Origin of the sequence: Metasolibacillus fluoroglycofenilyticus, from assembly GCF_003049645.1 — a bacterium.
GTDB classification, from domain to species: domain Bacteria; phylum Bacillota; class Bacilli; order Bacillales_A; family Planococcaceae; genus Metasolibacillus; species Metasolibacillus fluoroglycofenilyticus.
On record NZ_PYWK01000001.1, the window covers coordinates 98,005 to 117,794 of the forward strand.

General features: G+C 35.9%; 15 protein-coding genes. 12 read left to right on the top strand and 3 right to left on the bottom strand.

Going from position 1 to position 19,790, the window contains the following annotated elements:
- Positions 1–6: 6 nt before the first annotated feature.
- The 10 genes from C9J36_RS00460 to C9J36_RS00505 all read left to right on the top strand — a co-directional run bounded on the left by C9J36_RS00460 (position 7) and on the right by C9J36_RS00505 (position 11,930).
- Positions 7–1,044, top strand: coding sequence for a TRAP transporter substrate-binding protein (locus C9J36_RS00460; RefSeq protein WP_107941839.1), 1,038 nt, complete (start codon positions 7–9; stop codon positions 1,042–1,044).
- Positions 1,045–1,086: 42 nt separating this feature from the next.
- Positions 1,087–1,584, top strand: coding sequence for a TRAP transporter small permease (locus tag C9J36_RS00465; RefSeq protein WP_066170505.1), 498 nt, complete (start codon positions 1,087–1,089; stop codon positions 1,582–1,584).
- Positions 1,584–2,861: a TRAP transporter large permease gene (locus C9J36_RS00470; RefSeq protein ID WP_082799107.1), complete on the top strand. Its 1,278-nt coding sequence runs from the start codon at positions 1,584–1,586 to the stop codon at positions 2,859–2,861. The genes C9J36_RS00465 and C9J36_RS00470 overlap by 1 nt, the downstream gene beginning before the upstream one ends.
- Before the next feature lie 24 nt (positions 2,862–2,885).
- On the top strand, positions 2,886–4,076 hold the full coding sequence (locus C9J36_RS00475) for an iron-containing alcohol dehydrogenase (protein WP_066170501.1): 1,191 nt from the start codon (positions 2,886–2,888) through the stop codon (positions 4,074–4,076).
- Between the two features lie 14 nt (positions 4,077–4,090).
- Positions 4,091–5,530, top strand: coding sequence for an aldehyde dehydrogenase (locus tag C9J36_RS00480; RefSeq protein WP_066170499.1), 1,440 nt, complete (start codon positions 4,091–4,093; stop codon positions 5,528–5,530).
- Between the two features lie 12 nt (positions 5,531–5,542).
- Positions 5,543–6,652, top strand: a complete 1,110-nt coding sequence (locus tag C9J36_RS00485; protein WP_107941841.1) for a zinc-binding dehydrogenase — start codon at positions 5,543–5,545, stop codon at positions 6,650–6,652.
- 13 nt (positions 6,653–6,665) lie between these two features.
- The gene (locus tag C9J36_RS00490; RefSeq protein WP_107941843.1) at positions 6,666–7,817 is read left to right on the top strand and encodes a CaiB/BaiF CoA transferase family protein; all 1,152 of its coding nucleotides are present in this window, start codon (positions 6,666–6,668) and stop codon (positions 7,815–7,817) included.
- Between the two features lie 10 nt (positions 7,818–7,827).
- Positions 7,828–8,634: an HpcH/HpaI aldolase/citrate lyase family protein gene (locus C9J36_RS00495; protein WP_268807864.1), complete on the top strand. Its 807-nt coding sequence runs from the start codon at positions 7,828–7,830 to the stop codon at positions 8,632–8,634.
- Positions 8,635–9,250: 616 nt separating this feature from the next.
- The gene (locus C9J36_RS00500) at positions 9,251–10,057 is read left to right on the top strand and encodes a DNA-methyltransferase (RefSeq protein ID WP_107941844.1); all 807 of its coding nucleotides are present in this window, start codon (positions 9,251–9,253) and stop codon (positions 10,055–10,057) included.
- The gene (locus tag C9J36_RS00505) at positions 10,038–11,930 is read left to right on the top strand and encodes a DpnII family type II restriction endonuclease (protein ID WP_161956354.1); all 1,893 of its coding nucleotides are present in this window, start codon (positions 10,038–10,040) and stop codon (positions 11,928–11,930) included. The genes C9J36_RS00500 and C9J36_RS00505 overlap by 20 nt, the downstream gene beginning before the upstream one ends.
- A 48-nt stretch (positions 11,931–11,978) precedes the next feature.
- On the opposite strand, the gene C9J36_RS00510 is transcribed toward C9J36_RS00505, so the two are convergent.
- Positions 11,979–12,287: a hypothetical protein gene (locus C9J36_RS00510; RefSeq protein ID WP_201261877.1), complete on the bottom strand. Its 309-nt coding sequence runs from the start codon at positions 12,285–12,287 to the stop codon at positions 11,979–11,981.
- Between the two features lie 724 nt (positions 12,288–13,011).
- Positions 13,012–14,043, bottom strand: coding sequence for an S-layer homology domain-containing protein (locus tag C9J36_RS00515; protein ID WP_235615987.1), 1,032 nt, complete (start codon positions 14,041–14,043; stop codon positions 13,012–13,014).
- A gap of 187 nt (positions 14,044–14,230) precedes the next feature.
- On the opposite strand from C9J36_RS00515, the gene C9J36_RS00520 reads away from it, so the two are divergent.
- Both C9J36_RS00520 and C9J36_RS00525 read left to right on the top strand, forming a co-directional pair.
- Entirely contained in the window at positions 14,231–16,003 is a 1,773-nt protein-coding gene (locus C9J36_RS00520; protein WP_161956355.1) for an S-layer homology domain-containing protein, read from the top strand.
- A 94-nt stretch (positions 16,004–16,097) separates the two neighbouring features.
- On the top strand, positions 16,098–17,027 hold the full coding sequence (locus C9J36_RS00525; protein WP_107941852.1) for an AEC family transporter: 930 nt from the start codon (positions 16,098–16,100) through the stop codon (positions 17,025–17,027).
- 328 nt (positions 17,028–17,355) lie between these two features.
- Here the strand turns inward: C9J36_RS00525 and C9J36_RS00530 are convergent, their stop codons facing one another.
- Positions 17,356–18,840 carry a catalase gene (locus C9J36_RS00530; protein WP_107941854.1) on the bottom strand — a complete coding sequence of 495 codons (1,485 nt, stop codon included), beginning with the start codon at positions 18,838–18,840 and terminating at the stop codon, positions 17,356–17,358.
- Positions 18,841–19,790 lie beyond the last annotated feature (950 nt).

Here is a 19,790-nt window from a genome sequence, read left to right on the forward strand (position 1 = left end):
AATGTAATGTTGAAAAAATGGAAATTTATTTCACTTTTATTTGTTGTTAGTATGTTGATTTTAGGGGCATGTGGGAATTCTGGAGATAGTGGAAAAAGTGCGAGCAGTGGGGATACAACTCAATTGAGATTGGGGCATATTTTCCCAGTGGATAGCGTGAAGGACCAAGCTGCTAAAATGTTTGCGGAAAAGATTAAAGAAGAAACAAATGGCGCCATTGAAATTAAAGTATTTCCCGCTTCTCAGCTTGGAGGAGATGAAGTAATGGCACAGGATATTTCGCGAGGAACTCTTGATATGTCATTTATTAATCAAGGCTCTCTTTCTGGATTAGACCAGTTATTAGATTTTCATTATTTACCTTACATCGTAACGAGTAATGAAGAAGCAGACAAGCTGTATTATGGTGACGGTATCATACCGACATTAATGAAGGAAACTTTAGCGAAACATAATATGACGACTTTAGGATTTTTCGAAAATGAGTTCCGTGGTGTTTCGAATTCTGTTCATCGAATTGAAAAAGTAGAGGATTTGAAAAGTTTAAAATTACGTGTACCTGGTTCAAAGGCAATTAAAGGATTTTTTGAAGAAGCGGGTGTACAAGCGTTAGTTATGCCCTTTAACGAATTGTATTTAGCGTTGCAACAAGGGACTGTTGACGGTCAGGATAATGGTTTGTTATTAACAGGAGATAGCAAATTCCAAGAAGTAAACCAATACTATACTTTATTGAATCACGTCTATGCTTCAGGCTCTATCGTTATTAATTCAAGTAAATTTGATAGCTTAACAGATGAGCAAAAAGCAATTTTTGAAAAGGTAGGTCAAGAAGTTCAAGAATGGCAAATTGAAAACAACCGAAAAGCTTCGCAAGAATATGTCAAAATGCTAGAAGAAGCAGGTGTAGAAGTTACTGAATTAAAAGCTGACCAAATCAAGGCTTTCCAGGAGTTTGGACTTGAGCAATGGGATAATTACACTTCGATTTATGGTGCTGAGCGCATTCAACAATTGAAGGATGAAGTGCAAAGTATTCAGTAAATAATGGGGCATTTTGCCCCATTCCATATAGGGAGGTACAAAATGTGGAATAAGATTGAAAATAGATTATATAAAATTCAAGAAACATTCATTGCGATAGCCCTTCTTATTATTATGCTTGCTGTTGTTTTACAGATTATCGGGAGGTTAGCAGGCTGGCATTCATTGGGGATGCCTGAATATGCTGCAATCGGTATGACGGTTATTACATTTATCGGTGCGAGCGCTATCACCTATACAAGGGACTATATTGCTATTGAATTGAATCAAATAATTAAAAGTAAGAAAGTACAATTAATCTTTAAATTAATTGTGGACATCATCATTATTGTTTTCGCAATACTATTTATTAATATTTCTTGGGCATTCTTTGGATTTGTAGTAGCAAGTAAGGAAAAAACTTTAGAGGTAGGAATACCATTAGCTGTACCGTACGGGCTAATTGTTCTTGGCATCCTTCTCATGTTAGTCCATAGTGCAAGCAATGTAGTTAAAGATATAAAAGAGTTAAGAGCGCTCAATAAAGGGAGGCAAGTCTAGTGGTATTAATTGTCATAATATTATTGCTGTTACTAATGATTGGTGTGCCGATTGGGCTAACTTTTGCCTTAAGTGCACTTATAGGTGGAGAAATATTTAATATTCCATCTGCATCCTTTGCATCGCTATCAAATCAAGCTGTTTCATCATTCGCATTACTAGCAATACCGCTCTTTATTTTAGCTGGTCAAATCATGTCACAAGGTAGCATTATCTCGCAATTAATTGATTTATCGGAAAAACTATTGAAGAAAGTGTACGGAAGCTTAGGCTATGTAACTGTTCTAGCAAGTGCTTTTTTAGGAGCGATTACAGGCTCGTCAGTTGCTACAGTGTCGGCAATTGGGAGTTCAATCGGTCAAAAAATGGTGGAAAGGGGCTATGACAGAGGATATACAGCCTCACTCATTGCAGCTGCTGGACTATTAGGTGTTTTTATTCCACCCTCCATACCACTAATTTTATACGGCGCTACGGTAGGCGTATCAATTGCTGATTTATTTATTGCATCAATTGTGCCGGGTATATGTTTTGTTATAGCTTATTTAATACTTCATAAAGTCTTATTGAAAAAAGTTTATCATCCGACAAATAGTATTCCAACTTCTGAGGCTGTAAAACCAGAAGCTACCGATTCTTTAGGAAAAACATTTGTAAAATCAATTCCTGCTTTATTTATGCCATTTATCGTACTAGGTGGTATTTATAGCGGTATTTTTACACCGACAGAAGCGGCAGCAGTAGCTTGTTTATACGGATTAGTTTTAGCTATTGTAACTAAAAAACTACCAATTAAAAAAGTATTCCAGCCTTTTAAATTAGCAGCGATTTCTTCAGCGGCTATTTTAGGAATTATAGCTTTCAGTAATTTATTCAATTACATGATTACTTTAGAGCAAATTCCGCAAATGATTACAGAGCTAGCTATTGATATTACAGATAATAAATATGTATTTATTTTCATTATGATTGTTATTTTGTTCATTGTAGGTATGTTTATGGAAACGAATGCAGCGGTATTATTAATGGCCGTTCTATTAGCACCTGCAGCGATAACATTTGATATTAATCCAATTCATTTTGGAATTATTTTAGTAACGACAATTGAAATTGGCTTATTAACCCCTCCTTTAGCAGCCAATGTTTTCGTTTCTGCGAAAGTGAATAATTGCTCTGTTATGGAGATGATTCCTAACACATGGAAATTCCTTTTAATTTCAGTAGTTGTTTTATTTATTGTGGCATATGTGCCGTTTTTAACAACGTGGTTCTTATAAAAATAGATAGAGAAGGTGCAAAAGATGAAATCTTATTGGCAATATAAATTTTCAGGCAATATTTTCTTTGGAAAGGAAGCACTAAATGAATTAGAGCATATTTATAAAAAATATGCTCAAAAGAAGACACTTATCATAACTGACCAAGGTATCAAAGCGTCGGGAATTCTTCAAAAATTAGAAGATAAACTTATTTCCTATGCGATACCTTATGAAATTTACGATGAGGCGAAGCCAGAGCCAACTAATTTAGATGTTGAAGAGGTGCTGAAAAGCTATTCTAATAAAGATATTTATGTAGTAATTGGTTTGGGCGGGGGGAGCTGTATTGATTTAGCGAAAATGGTTGCATTTATGCTGAACACCGATCAGCCTCTTGATACTTTTTATCACCACACAATTGATTTTGAGGTTACACCTATTATTGCTATTCCAACAACGGCAGGTACAGGTTCAGAAGTTACCGGTGTTGCAGTAGTAAATGATTTAGATAAGCATCTAAAAGTAGGTATCTCGAGTGAAAAAATTAAACCTCAATTTGCTATTTTAGACCCTCTACTAACATTAGGTATGCCACCAAGGGTAACTGCTTGCTCTGGTATTGATGCATTAGTCCATGCGATAGAGGCATTCACTGCTAAGGATTATTCCAATTTCGCTGAGGACTATGTAGCTGATTTTAGAGGAGCTACGATGATGTCTGATTTATTTGCAGAAAAAGCAATTCAATTAATTACAGGTAGTTTAGAAGAAGCAGTGAAAAACGGTCAAAATTACGAAGCGCGTCATGATATGCTTCTAGGCAGCTTATTGGCTGGTCTAGCCTTTTCAAACGCTGGAACATCAATGGCTCATGCAGCAGCCTATGCAGTTGCTGGTCGTGCACCTTCACCGCATGGAGAAATAACGGGGCTGATGATGCCGTATGCAATCAAATATAATTTTTCATCAAATCTGAGTAAATTCATAGAACTACACAGAATTTGTATTAAAGAATCAAAGGGCTTAGATAAAAATGTCGAGATATTTAATTATTTTATAGACCTATTAAAGAAAATAAATTTACCTACGAAATTGCAGGAAATAGGCGTATTGCGAGATGACCTACCTGCAATGGCGAAAGAAACAATGGGAATTACAAGATTGATGAATATTAATCCTAGACAAATGGATGAGAAGGATTTATTAGCTGTTTTTGAAATGGCATTTGACTAATTTAGGAGGATATTATGAAAAAATATGCTGGTATTTTTATTAACAATGAATTTGTAGAAACAGAAAATTACAAAAGAATTATTAGTCCGATGAATGGTCAAGAATGGGCAGAGGTTCCATATGCTTCTGAACAAGAAACAGAGCTAGCAATTAAAGCTGCACGAACTGCATTTGAAAAGTGGAAGGATACTGAATTAGTAGAAGTGAGTAGGCTGCTAAGAAAGCTAGGAGACCTTGTTTTAGAAAATAAGGAAGAGCTATCTAAAATTGAATGTATGGGTAATGGAAAGCTATATAGCGAGCTAGTGAATAATGAAATTCCTATGGTAGCTGAATGGCTCTATTATTATTCGGGAATTACAGGGCAATTGCGCGGCGAATATGTTGAAGTTAGCAAAAACGTTTTTAGTTATATAAAGAAAGAGCCGATAGGGGTAATCGGAGCCATCGTGCCATGGAATTCTCCATTATTAATGTTGGCATGGAAAATTGGACCTGCATTAGCGGCACGCAATACCGTTGTTTTAAAACCAGCAATTGATACATCGGCATCTGCTTTATTATTTGCTAATTTAATTGTAGAGGCGGGGTTCCCACCGGGAGTTATAAATATAGTAACTGGGGACCTTGACGTTGCAAAGACGCTTTCTTCACATAGAGAAATTGATAAAATTGCATTTACTGGTTCAACAAACACAGCAGTTCACATTTCTAAACAAGCAAGCGATACATTAAAAAAGGTTACTTTTGAATTGGGTGGAAAAGCACCACATATTATTTTTGCGGATGCAGATATTGAAAAGGCTACTAATGCTGCTGTACGAGGTATTTTTATTAATGCTGGGCAGACGTGTGCAGCCGGCTCTCGAGTGTTTATTGAAGCCTCAATTTATGAAGAGTGCCTCAAGAAAATTGTCGAAAAAACAAAGCAGCTAACAGTTGGAAATCCATTTGATGAAAATGCCAAAATGGGCCCTATTGCAAATAAATTACAGCTCGAAAAGTTACATGATTTTATCGAGAAAACAAAGCAAGATGGTGGACAAATAGCCTATGGTGGCGAGCAATTAAAAATTGATGGTCACGAGGAAGGTTATTATTTTTCCCCAACGATTGTAACGAATATAAATAACGACTCTTATTTATGTCAGGAAGAAGTGTTTGGTCCTATTTTAGCCGTTTTGCCATTTGAAACAGAAGAGCAAGTGGTAGAAATGGCGAATGAAACGAAATATGGGTTAACGGCAGGGCTATGGTCTACAAATATTTCGAAGGCACATCGCATCGCAGGGCAATTACAAAGTGGAACCGTTTGGATAAATAATTATAGAAAAATTCATTGGAGCGTACCTTATGGTGGCTACAAAATGAGTGGAATTGGACGCGAAAACGGTACAGAAGCAATCAACGAATATATTGAAATAAAAACAATAATGGTAGATATAACAGAATAGGGCGGTGCTACAATGATTCCTAAATATTCAAAGGCGGCGGTATTAAGAAAATTTGGAGAAGACCTTCAAATAGAGGATGTGCAAATTCCAGAGGAAATCGAAGAAAATGCAATATTAGTAAAAAATAAAATTTCCTCAATTTGTGGGACAGACGTTCATTTATGGCAAGGTGAATTAAATTTAAAGGTGGATTTACCAGTCATTCTTGGTCATGAAATGGTCGGAGAAATTATTAAGTTAGGTGCCGGCGTCGAAGTAGATTCACTTGGAACTGAATTGAAGGTTGGAGATAGAGTAATTTGGGCGCATGGAGATTGTGGCAATTGTTATTACTGTACAGTTGAAAAAAAGCCAACGCTTTGTACACATCGGAGACAATATATGTATGAAACAATGGAAAAATATCCGTATTTAATGGGTGGATTCAGTGAATATGGTTATATCTTACCTAGTTCGGGGCGAGTAAAAGTGCCAGCGGGCGTAAGTTCAAAGCTAGCTAGCTTATGTAGCTGTGCATTTCGTTCTGTCATGAACAGCTTCAATCAATTAGGAAAAATCAATTCAGAGGACAATATAATAATTCAGGGGACAGGTCCTCTAGGTTTATTAGCGATTTGTGTTGCTAAAAAGGCTGGAGCAAAAAATGTCATTGCCATTGGTGGACCGAAAGAACGTTTAGAGCTAGCTAAGGACATGGGTGCTGACTATATTATCGATATTGCAGAAATACAAACAATCCAGCAACGTCAGGCTAAAATTAATGAAATAACAAATCAGCTAGGTGCGGATATTGTAATGGAATACTCCGGGTTTCCTGAGGCTGTGGAAGAGGGGCTTCAATATATAAGGAAAAATGGTAAATATGTAATCGTAGGACAGCTTGGGTCGGGCAAAGTGGAAATTATGCCTTCAATGATTACAGCGAAAAATTTAACATTAATTGGCTCATACTCTGGAGATATTAGCCACTATCATCAGGCACTGTGCTTTATTGAAAAGTATCAGCATGAAGTACCATTTGATAAGCTTATTACAAATGAGTACCAACTGAAGGATATTAATGAAGCCTTAAAAAATATGAAAGCATTTAAAGAGATTAAGCCACTCGTTATATTAGATTAAGGAGGGTTTGTTAATGATGCCTTTACAAAATATAAAAGTTGTTTCATTGGAGCACGCAGTAGCAGCCCCATTTGCGAGTAGACAATTAGCTGATTTAGGTGCGGAAATTATTAAAATTGAAAAGCCTGTTACAGGAGATTTCGCACGACATTATGACCAAACTGCAAATGGGATGTCTAGCAATTTTGTGTGGTTAAATAGAGGGAAGAAATCTGTTGAGTTAGATTTGAAGGATAAAAAAAACATCCTATTGTTACACGCTATTTTAAAGGATTCGGATGTATTACTAAATAATTTAGGACCCGGTGTGTTAGACCGTTTAGGGTTAAATGTGCAGACATTACATGAAAAATATCCTCACCTAATCATTTGCAGTATTTCGGGCTATGGAAAGGAAGGTCCATACAGTCATAAAAAAGCATACGACCTTCTCGTTCAATCAGAAGCAGGCGTATTAAGTATAACGGGTACACCAGATTTACCAGCAAAAACAGGTATTGCCATTGTGGATATTGCGAGTGGCATGTATGCTTTTACTTCAATTTTAGCGGCGATCATTCATCGTATGAACACTGGTAAAGGGACAATTATTGAAATTTCGATGCTTGAAGCTATTGCGGAATGGATGAGCTTTCCGATTTATTATACTTATGGTGGAGAAGAGCCAAAACGAAGTGGTGTTGACCACGCTACCATTTATCCATATGGTCCTTTTACAGTGCAAAATGGGGAAAGATTATTTATTGCCATTCAAAATAATGATGAATGGAAAATCTTTTGCGAAGAGGTTTTAAAAGATAAAAGCTTAATCAATCATCCAAAATTCGTAACAAATTCAAATCGTGTAATGAATAAGGAAGAATTAAAGAAGATTATTGAGAAAATTACTTGTGACTACAAAAAAGAGGATTTAGAAAGATTATTGGAAGACTACCGAATTGCAAATGCTAATTTTAACAATGTGAATGGATTAATTAATCATCCGCAGCTTGCTTTTTATAATAAATGGGCCCCTGTTGCTTCAGATGTAGGGGAAATTTCAATGTTGAAATCCCCGATGAACTTTAATAATATCGCCACTGCTTGGGGGGATATTCCTAGCTTAGGGCAGCATACAGCAGAAATTATAGAGCGTTATCGAACGGAGGTGCCTGACAATTACTAGTTGGTTATTTATCCCGGGCAACAATACAAGAGCATTAAATAAAATTCACGCACAGCTAGAGGCTGATTATTTTATTATTGATTTAGAGGATGCTGTTCCCATTGCTGAAAAATCCGCCACGAGGAAAAATGTTCAAGATTTTATGACAAATAATCCGACCTCTAAAAAAGTTTATTTAAGAATCAATTCAATTGATAGTAACTTATATGAGGATGATTTGAAAAACATTAATATGAAGCTATTCAAAGGTGTTATTCTTTCTAAATGTGAAAATGCCACCCAAGTAAAAATAATTGAAGATTTATTAAAAACACAATCGGTTACACCTTGTATTATTCCGTTGATTGAGACGGTGAATGGCTACTATAATTTACAGGAGATATTAAAGGAAGGTTCGGTTGAGCGGATTGCATTCGGTGCAATAGATATGGCAAATGAATTCGATATAGCAGGGGATAATTTGATAGATAATCCTTTATTGAACGAAATGCGCATTACAATGGCGCTATTGTCGAAACGATTCAATAAGCAAGCTCCTCTAGATGCTCCATGTATCTTTATTGATAGATTGTCTGTATTGCAACAAGAAAGTGAGTTTGCTAAAAAAATTGGTTATTACGGAAAGCTAGCAATCCATCCAAAACAACTAGAAACCATTGCCAATGTTTTCTCCTATTCAGAAGAAGAAATTAAATTAGCAAATGAAATTGTAGAAATTTATGAACACAATAACTATAAAACGATATCCTATAAAAATATTATGATTGATACACCTGTTTACTTAAGAATGAAGAAAATACTTGAAGAGAGTGAATAGATTTTTGGTGAACAGCTTTATGAATATTTATTAAAATGCAGCGGTACTGTTTTGTGGTGATTTTGAATAAGTTACCATTATTGAGAGAATAAAATGATTAAAACACACCTTAATTTTTAGTTACACCAAACAATTAAGGTGCAGTTCAAGTCGATAGTGTGAGCATTCTATATTTTTGTAGAATGCTTTTTATGTGCAGTAGGATTTTAAAAAACAATATCTATAATTTATGAGTTTTCAGAGGTATATAAACTAAATGAAGTCGCGTAATTGAATCAAAATAATAAATTTCTGTGTAACAAAGTAAAAAGTAATACGCCCTAAGCACCTCAAAGGAGCGAAAATATAATGTGGAAATTTGGATTTTTGGGTGTAGTGGAATGGAAGCAATTATTCGGGGCGATTATACTTTAGGATATCTTTTAAAAAGTACTTAAATGTGTAATTTTAATTATTACAGTTAAAATTATTTCGAAATAATTGTTTATAACACGCCTTAAAGTCTACGTGATAAAATTCATCTTAGGGTTTTTTATTTTGGTTCGAATAATTCAACAATAAAACATTACGAACATATATTCTTTTGTGGTATAATGGATTATCAAGGAGGTATGATATGAATTTAAAGACTAAATCAAGCTATGAGTATCAGGAGCAAGTGCTACTTTATCATAATGATTCTCTTGAATTACTAAAAGAGTTCCCTGATAGTAGTATCGATCTAATCTTTGCAGATCCTCCATATTTTTTATCAAATGATGGGGTTACGTGCAATGGCGGGAAAATGGTTTCAGTAAATAAAGGTGATTGGGATAAAGTCAGTCATCTGCCTATTGAAGAATTTTATTACCTATTTTTAATAGAAGCTCAAAGAATCATAAAACCTTCAGGAAGTATTTGGGTTTCTGGAACTATGCACAATATTTATCAAATTGGATATTTAATGTCGAAATTAGAGATGAGAATTTTAAATAATATTACATGGCAGAAGAAGAACCCACCTCCTAATTTAAGCTGTAAAATGTTTACCCATAGCACAGAAACAATTCTTTGGGCATCGAAAAATAAAAAAAGTAAATTTTTATTTAATTACAGCTTAATGAAGGAAGAAAACGAAGGAAAACAAATGAAAGATGTATGGTCATTTAGTTTAACTAAGAAATCAGAAAAGAATTTTGGGAAACATCCTACTCAAAAGCCGTTGGACTTACTTCGAAGAATAATTAAAGCATCTTCAAACCCCGCTGATTTGATTTTGGATCCTTTTTTAGGTAGTGGCACTACAGGTGTGGCAGCGATAGAGTTAGGTAGACGATTTATAGGAATTGATATCAAAAAGGAATATGTTGAATTAGCCATAAAAAGAATTGAACATGCATTACAACAGCAGGAGGAAAAGGGAAATGGCAACTCCATTTGTTAAATGGGCAGGCGGTAAGTCAAAACTAGCCTCTTTTATTATTGAAAGAATTGAAAAATCTATTGGATTCGAAAATATTACTCATTATGTAGAAGCATTTACAGGTGGAGGTGCTCTATTTTTAAAATTAGTATCTCAATATAATTTTAAAACAATTACATTAATTGATATTAATGTTGAACTAATAAATGCTTATAAGGCTATAAAAACCGAGCCATATACTTTAATGGGCTTAATGGATAATTTACAAACAACATACAACGATTTAGAAACAGAAGAGGATAAATCTGCTTTTTATTATGAAGTCAGAGAATTATTTAATACTATCGAAAATAAAGATATTTTAAAAGATAACATTAGCTATGAACGTGCAGCACAGTTTATTTTTCTAAATAAAACATGCTTTAATGGATTATATAGAGAAAATAGTAAGGGAAAATATAATGTTCCGTTTGGTAAGCGAAAAGAAGTGAATCTATACGAACAAACTAATATTTTAAGTATCCATTTATTACTCCAAAATGTTAACTTAATATGTGGAGATTATAAGTTAGCGAAAAAGAATCTTCAACCTGGCACATTAATCTATTTTGATCCACCTTATCGACCTATTACGGGAACAGCATCCTTTACTGCTTATTCTAAAGATGGATTTAATGATAGTAATCAAATTGAATTAGCGCAATTCTGTAAAGAAATTGATAAGGCGGGAGTTTATTTTGCATTAAGTAACTCGGATCCCTATAATAAGAAAATGGCATTTACAGAATTAGACGATTTCTTTGATAATTTGTACAGCAATTTTGAAATTCATCGTATTAATGCTTCTAGAGCTATCGCTGCTAAGGGTACTAGCCGTAATTCCGTTACAGAAGTATTAATATTGAATAGTCCGAGTTATAATGAAATAGAAGGTGCCGGTGAAGTAGACCTAACACCTATAAATCATTTGGGGGATATAGAATTGCATACTTTTGAAACATATCAAAAATTAAGTAAAGACGAAAAATTCATGGTTTTAATGGATACGCTTAGTTTGACTAACAGAACACCGGAATATTATGTGAAATGGGATAAAGTAGAATCTAATACGCGTTCATTAGAAATTTCATTAAACACAATGAATTATCTAATTGGAAAGGAGAATATCTTTGAAGAGGCATTAGAATTATTCCAACAGCAGCCCCAACTTATTAAAGCTATCCCAACACTTTTAGCTATTCGTGACGAAAAATTTGAAGTGTTACGTATCAATGAAAACGCAGAGTTATTATTTGAAAATTTAGACTTTAAACATATAGATGAGCAAAATATTACTAAATATGTAGAATTTGCAGAGGAATCTGGCTTACTAAAGTTTTTAGCTCAAAAAGCTACTAAAAGTTTAGTAGATTATGTATTTGGTGTAGAAGTAGGTTTAGATAGCAATGGTCGAAAAAATAGAAGTGGTTCCTTTATGGAACAAATCGTAGAAGAAAAGGTGGCGGTAGTTTGTGGATTGCAAAAACTGGAATATCTGGCGCAAGCTAGTGCTGCAAAAATTAAATTAAAATGGGATATTGATGTCCCTTATAAAGAATCTATGAGAAATCATGATTTCGCTATATTTAATCCTAAAACTAAAAAGTTGACGATTATGGAAGTGAATTATTATGGAGGCGGAGGTTCGAAATTAAAGTCTGTAGCCGGAGAGTTTGCAGAATTAAGTGCATACTTTGAAATTCAATCGCCTGATATCCAGTTTGTTTGGATTACAGATGGACAAGGCTGGCACACAGCGAATCGCCCTCTTCGTGATGCATTTGAAGTAATTGATTATATTATTAATTTAAAAATGATGAACGCTAATTATTTAGAAGAAATTTTATCGCTTTAATATATTTAGTAGCACCGAGAAAATCCCTCGGTGCCTTATTTTTATTTCTTAATAACTACTTCTGCAATCAGAGCATTGACTTTGATCTCTTCGCCTCCCTGTAACTCTACCGTTAGCTCCATAAGAAAGTGGAGATAGAAGACGTTTACAACTAGGGCATTTTTTTAATAAGGTTTGCCCATTATACCCAACGAGGTTAGTTATGCGATTATTATTTGCATCATAGCCATTAATTTTTTGAAAAGTACATGGAATCGTTCCTCGTGTTCCTGGGAAAGTATTGCTTTGCTCATTAGTTCCATCTGAATAATTTATTGTAATAATGTGATCCAACTTTATAGGTAATACAGTATGCAAAAAGTCACCCCCTTTATAAAGATAAATCATTTAGTAGTGCTCTATTGGAATAATAGCGACACCCCTACTATAAATATAACCTGAGTTATTCGCCACTCAAAACAAAATCTCATAAGAAAGTTGAAAAGCTATCATAATACATTTTTCATAAATCAACTATTTTCAGATGGAGGGATATTTTATATTTTTCACATATTTAGCTTTTGATACCGAAAAAATTGCTAATTTTGCCTAACTACGTATGATGGAGAACACCCACTCGCTTTATTAGAAGAGTTAGTGGATTAGAATCTATTTTAAACGAACTCATAACGTATTTTTCTACTACGGTTACAAGTTGATCAACTGTAGATCTTGTAAACCTTGTGTAAATGCTATTTATTTAAGCACTCGAAGTCTTTTCTCCTATCGGATTAACGTGTCACTCGAATCAATTAAATGTCATCTATCGCAGTTTTTTTAGTTATTTCGCCGTTCATACCATAGTTCGATTTTCTACTACCTTAGGAAACGACTTTATATGAACTCCTTTTGAAATGGAGACTCATCAAATTTATCGAGAGGGCTCTATTCGGAATAAAGCTTAGGCTATTGAATAGGTTGAACTGAAAGCAAATATCAATAAGCATTCTTGTTATCACCCCCTCTTTTTTCATACGCTACTTTCAAAATCTTTTCTTTAAAATATGTATGAAATCGTTGTTCGGAAGTGATATAGTCCTTTTTATTGCTTCCGCAATGTCCCTGAAAAGTTTGTGCCATTTGTGCGTTCGGCACTACAGTCAATTTCTGTCACTTTAATTGCATTATTTAAGTGCTCAAATTCGATAATGCAACGGTTCCCTTTGATTGATTCTTGCATAATTGCTTTTTTAGCAGATGTGATAACAGCGTAGCCTTCTGTTGTACCTTCATATTTACCATCATAGGCGGAGAGTCTGACATAAAAATCCTTGCTATTTGCACTTGAAATTGTTACATAGCGTGCATTACGCTCATATTGTCCTTTGCCCCACTGGTAGACATAGCGGTAGTTGCCATTCCACAGATTGCTGCTTGATGGGTTTTGCTGAAGGGAAGCATCTAGCTGTTTCTTTGCTTCTATAGCTCGTTCGTTTAAGGAATTGTTATCCTCATTTTTGTGTATGGCTTCTGCATCATCAGAAATATAGTAGAAATCCATGGAGTCCATGCGATATAGTAGCGTCACAACTTGCGCGCGGGTCATATTGTTTGTTGAGCCGAAAAACTTTTGTAAGTCGCGGTTTTCGTATTTTGGATTTTGTCCTGTTGAAATGGAGTGCTCCAATAAAAATTCGATAGAGCTATTTAAGTTTTGTTGTGCATCTGCTAAGTGAGCAATGGCTTGTGCCACAACACCGCGCTTAACAGGTTGGGAACGAATGGAATTATGTAAATAACCGTTTAGCGGAACACCGTAGCTTGCCAATGAATTATAAAATTCGTCAGACCATATTTCTGTTGTCGTTTGCTTTTTTAGTTCATCCTCTACTATCTCTAGCTCGAAATAATTAGCTAATAGTTTAGCGAATTGCTGTTCTGTAATCATTTCATTTGGTTTGAATGTACCGTCACTATAGCCATTAATAATTTCATATTTTTGTGCCCATAGTACAGCATCATAGGCAAAATGCTCCTTCGGTACATCTTTAAATCCCGCTGCTTCTGCGTGTAAGGCGGTTAGTATAAAAAAACAGGCAGCAATGACAACTGTATTGAAAATCGTTCTAAACACAAAAGCTCCCCCCTTCAAATTCCTACAGTAGCTGTTACTTCTAGTGTGACTGACTGCGAGGTAAAATTCAAGGAGCAAATCGTCCTAAATGGCAGTGCATATTAATACTATGTCTTTTTAGTATTTATGTTTATAATTGTAATTAAGGTATATTGACGAAAAGTAAATGCTTGGAGGGAAAGAGCCGATGAAAAAGAATCAAATGGCTACAGCGCTGCTGTTGTCTGCTTCTGTAGCTTTTGTTGCAGCGCCTATAAGCTATGCTGCTGAAGCATCAGATGCGGAAAAGCAAGCGGAAGAGGTAACGAAAAAAATAAACGCATTAACAAATAATTCAACAGCAGAGCAAGTATATGCAGCGCGCTTTGCTTATAATGCCCTTTCTGCCGAAGCAAGGGCACTTATTCAAAGTAATGTAATAGCTCGACTTGTCGCTGCAGAGGAACGTTTAAAAAATGCGCAAGAAGCTACAGATAAAAAAGCGAAGGCGGATGCAGAAGCAATCGAGCTAATGATTTATCGCCTTACATATAGTTCCTCAAAAGAGGAGGTTTATGCAGTAAAGGCCGCATATGATGAATTGTCTGCACTAGCAAAAGGTCGTGTAACAAGTCAAAGTTATTTATATTTAACAAAGCTACTTCAGGAAATTGCGAAGCAAGAAGCGATTATTGCAGCCGCAAAAGCAAGCGCAGCAGCGTTTGATAGATATATGGCGAATGTCACAAGACAATCTTCGGGAACGGTGTTAGCTAATGCGCGCTCATATTACAATCGCCTTTCCTACGAGGCAAAGCAATATGTGACGACATTATCAAAATTAGAAAGGCTAGAAGAGGCATACGGGAAAAATCCATCGGGACCACCGAAGCAGCCTACACACCCAAATACAAAGCAAGAGGATTTAACGGGCATTGTCGAAGTGAAAGATGACAGTAGACCCGCATCATTAAGTTATATTCCTGATAACGAGTATGGAACAATTGTGCCGGATAGTAGCGTGGATTTGCAATTTGTCAGAAGTGGTGATGAGCTATTTGCCTATGTTCCAGCAGATATTATTTATTACCAGCAGCAGCCAATTACGATTACCTCGTCAAATGGTGTTGAGGTGAAGCTACCAATTCAAGATTTAAAAGGTGTTAGTGGTACAGTTGCAGTAACATTAACGGTTGAGAACGATAAATTTTACTTTTCTGCAAAAGCGCGAGGCAATGATATTAGCTTTAGGGAATATGTGGAAATTACTCTCCCTACACAGGAATTTAAAGTTTCAAGAAATGCGATTGTGTATCAAGCAGAGGGCAAATTAAAGCGAACTCGAGTACCATTGAAGGTTGAAAAAAATGCCTTCATTGTGAAAACAAAGACATCTGGTAATTTTGTCGCTTCCATTATAGACTCGACTTCAAATTATTCTGATATAGAGGGTGACCCGAATGCTTACTATATAAATGAATTAGGAAGAAGAGGTATTTTGACGAACGCATCGGGTAGTAGTTACTTGCCAGCAAGGGCAGTAACGCGCGCTGATTTCGCAGTAATGCTAGCACGAGCAGCGAACTTATCATCTTCAAGCCCTACGCCATTTAATGATGTGCGCGGTAAAGCTTATGTGAAGGAAGTTCAGGCGTTACATGAAGCGGGGATTATGCCAGGGTCAGGAAGAGTCTATTATAATGCGAACGGACAAATAACGCGCCAACAGGCAGCCGTTATTTTAGACCGCTATTTGGAGCATTTAGGCGTAGATGTTTATCAAATTTCAAGAGCTGGGAACTTAAAATATACAGATGTATATATGCTGACGGAAGCAGAGCAAAAAAGTATTGCGTTAATGGATACATTAGATATTTTTACACCTAGTAAAAATGGCGAATTTAGACCGAATGCTACTTTAACACGCTCTGAAATGGCAAGAATACTGTATATCACAATGGAACTAGCAAACTTACTTTAAGTAGAAATCGGATTGAGTCTGAAAAAAGCGTGAGAAATCAACTTTGTAATGTTGGTTTTTTACGCTTTTATCACGAATAAAGGAGGAAAGCTGCATGCAATATTTATCGATAATCTTTTTCAATATTGTAGCACCGATTTTATTATTGCTACTTATCGGGGGCTTATTGCAAAAGAAGTTTTCCTTTAACTTAAAGGCGATGTCGCAGTTGATTACGTATTGCTTTATGCCAGCCGCTGTGTTGTTAAACCTATATGAAACAGCTATTCAGCCCAGCTTGATTGCTCAAGTTTTATTATTTATTCTCTTTTTTATCGGCGCACAAATGCTACTCGGCCACTTTATTGCAAAATTACTTCATCTTCCAAGGCAGGAGGCAGCAGTATTTAAAAATAGTGTTGTTTTAATTAATTCTGGAAATTACGGAATACCTGTAGCACAAATGATTTTTGCGACACAGCCAATTGGTGTAGCTATTCAAGTCATTATGGTTATTTTTCAAAATATAACGACCTATACATATGGTTTGTACAACTTGATTTCCACCTCGAAATCGGGCAAGGAAATTATTAAAGATTTTTTAAAAATGCCTATTATTTATGCGTTGATAGTGGGGATTTCATTAAATGTCCTGCACATTACAATCCCCCAGCCAATTTATATTCCAATGCGTTATGTGGCGGATGGCTTTGTTGCGGTTGCTCTTATTACACTAGGAGCGCAAATTTCCCAAATTGAAATGCGGGCAATGTTTAATAAGGTAGTTTTTATTAGCTGCTTCACACGTCTTATCGTAGGACCTGCTAGTGCTTTCGTCGTTATTATTGCACTTCAGCTTGATGGGGTTGTGGCACAATCGCTGTTTATTGCCAGTGCTTTTCCGACATCACGCAATAGCTCTAGCTTAGCGCTAGAATATGACGTGGAGTCGGACACAGCAGCGCAAACAGTACTGTTTTCTACAATTGTTAGCTGTCTTACTGTCACAGTTGTCATTTATATGTCGGAGATATTATTTGGTTAAAAATAGGGAGGGGCTGTCGATGGTGCTTCTTCAAATTTTCACTTGTTAAAATAGCAAGAGCGTTTTTGAAGACGGGAGAAACACTGGGTTTAGCAGATTTTCCTTCGAATGAAAGCGAATAAGTGAAAATGAAATTTTCATTACATTGTAAAGAGGAAGCTATCCGAAAAGGTAGCTTCCTCTTTAGTCGGTATAAAATGAAACTTCAATCAGTAGGGGTTTTCCTCATCCCTACTTAGCCTTTAGCATATTTTCACTTAGGTCTTAAAGTGGGCGTCTTACTACCTGTTAATGTGGGATAAAACGATTGTTGAATTAAGTGTTGCTATTATCTAGTGTATGGGTTTGTTAAATCCATACCGTCTAGTGTTAAGCCCATTGCTTTTGCCACACCCTCACCGTAAGCAGGGTCAGCTAAGTAGCAGTGTAAAATATGGCGGCGTTTAATAAATTCTTCTACAGTACCCATTTCAGCTGCTGTCGTTTCAAATAGACGTTGCTGCTCTTCAGGTGACATTAAGCGGAAGAGCTTACCTGGTTGCTCAAAGTAGTTGTTATCATCTGCACGGAAATCGTGAATACCCGCGTCACCATCAATGCGTAATAGTGGTTCAGCTAGCTCTGTATTGTGCTCCCATTCGCCGTAGCTATTTGGCTCATAGCTTAGTGTTGAGCCTAAATTGCCATCAAAGCGCATTGCACCATCGCGGTGGAATGTACGGAATGGACATTTTGGCGCGTTTACAGGAAGCATATAGTGGTTTACACCTAGGCGGTAACGCTGTGCATCCGCATAAGCAAAAATACGTCCTTGTAGCATTTTATCTGGTGAGAAGCTAATACCAGGAATAATATTTGATGGTGCGAATGCCGCCTGTTCTACCTCTGCAAAATAGTTATCAGGGTTGCGGTTTAATTCGAATTCGCCAACAGGAATTAATGGGAAGTCACCTTTATACCAAACTTTTGTTAAATCGAATGGGTTGTATGGTAAATTACGTGCTTCTTCTTCAGTCATAACTTGGATGTACATTTTCCATTTCGGGAAATCGCCACGCTCGATTGCTTCGTATAAATCGCGTTGTGAAGATTCACGGTCGCTACCGATAATTTCAGAAGCTTGAGCGCCTGTTAAATTATCAATACCTTGCTCTGTACGGAAGTGGAATTTTACCCATACACGCTCGTTGTTAGCGTTAATCATTGAATATGTGTGTGAGCCAAAACCATGCATATTTCGATAGCCTTTTGGAATACCACGGTCAGACATAACAATTGTTACTTGGTGTAGTGCTTCAGGTAATGAAGTCCAGAAATCCCAGTTTGAATTAGCGTTATGCATATTCGTGCGCGGGTCACGTTTAACAACGTGATTTAAGTCTGTAAAGTGTAATGGGTCACGGAAGAAGAATACAGGCGTGTTGTTCCCAACTAAGTCCCAGTTACCTTCCTCTGTATAGAATTTTAAAGCAAAGCCGCGAATATCGCGCTCAGCATCTGCTGCACCACGCTCACCAGCTACTGTTGAGAAACGTGCAAACATTTCTGTTTTCTTCCCAACTTCAGAGAAAATTTTTGCTTTTGTATATTTTGTAATATCATGAGTAACAGTAAATGTTCCAAATGCACCGGAGCCTTTTGCGTGCATACGGCGCTCAGGAATTAATTCACGGTTAAAGTTTGCTAACTTTTCGATTAACCAAACATCTTGTAGTAATAGTGGACCGCGTGAACCAGCAGACATTGAGTCATGATTGCTTACTACAGGTGCTCCACCGGCTGTTGTGAATCGGCGTTGTTTATCCATTGTCATAATGAATGTTCCCCCTAAAAAGTATTTTGAAAAACTCTACATCTATAATTATAGCAAAACTACATCATAATTTCTACTAAATTATAATAATTCTATTTAAGGAATTTGTTTTTTGTTCAGAAAATTTTGTAGTTTGAGGGGAAAAGTAAATAGGCTTGAGATTTAAGTAGGGGAAATGCTAATTAATTACGCCTTCCTTGACACTTGTCCAGATTTTCTCGAGCGTGCATGGAAAATCTATGACATCGGCTAAGGCTGACACCAACATGCTGTTAGTCACTTAGTCGTTACGCCCATGCTGCAATGTTTTTAGACTGAGCTCTTCTTTTTTGCGAGTGATTTGGACATCTGCTGAAAGGAGTCTATGAAATGCATTTATTTCGCCATTTATAGAGGTGGGGAGCCTTTACTGAAAGAAGTCAAATCACCATTTTAATTTAGAAAGCACGCATTTTATGTTGCAAAAATGTGACGTTGATATATGCATTTTTTGTTTGAAAATAGGTATCAAAAGTAAAAGTATTGTAGCTCGGTTCAGCTTAAAAACATCATGTATATATAATATGATAAATATTGAAGCAGCAGATTGTGTAAAAAAGTTAGCCTATGTGTAGTGAACTGAAAATAAATTATCAGTAATTGCTTATAATGCTTTTATGATTATATGGTTATTGAAAATGAGCTATACTAATTGAAAAAAGAAGGGGATATTTTGTAGTAATAGATGATAATGTACTAAGCTAGATAGCACAGCTTAACTTCTTTTAGCAATATTTTTGTGACGAGTAACCGCAGGAGCACATATTTTTGCGACGAGTAACCGCAGGAGCAAATTCTTTTATACATATAGCAAGGTGACAGATACAACAGTCTCTATATATGACGTTTTATAGGAATTTTAAGACTATAGGCGACCTTTTCATTTGTTTCTTATACAATAGAGGGTGACT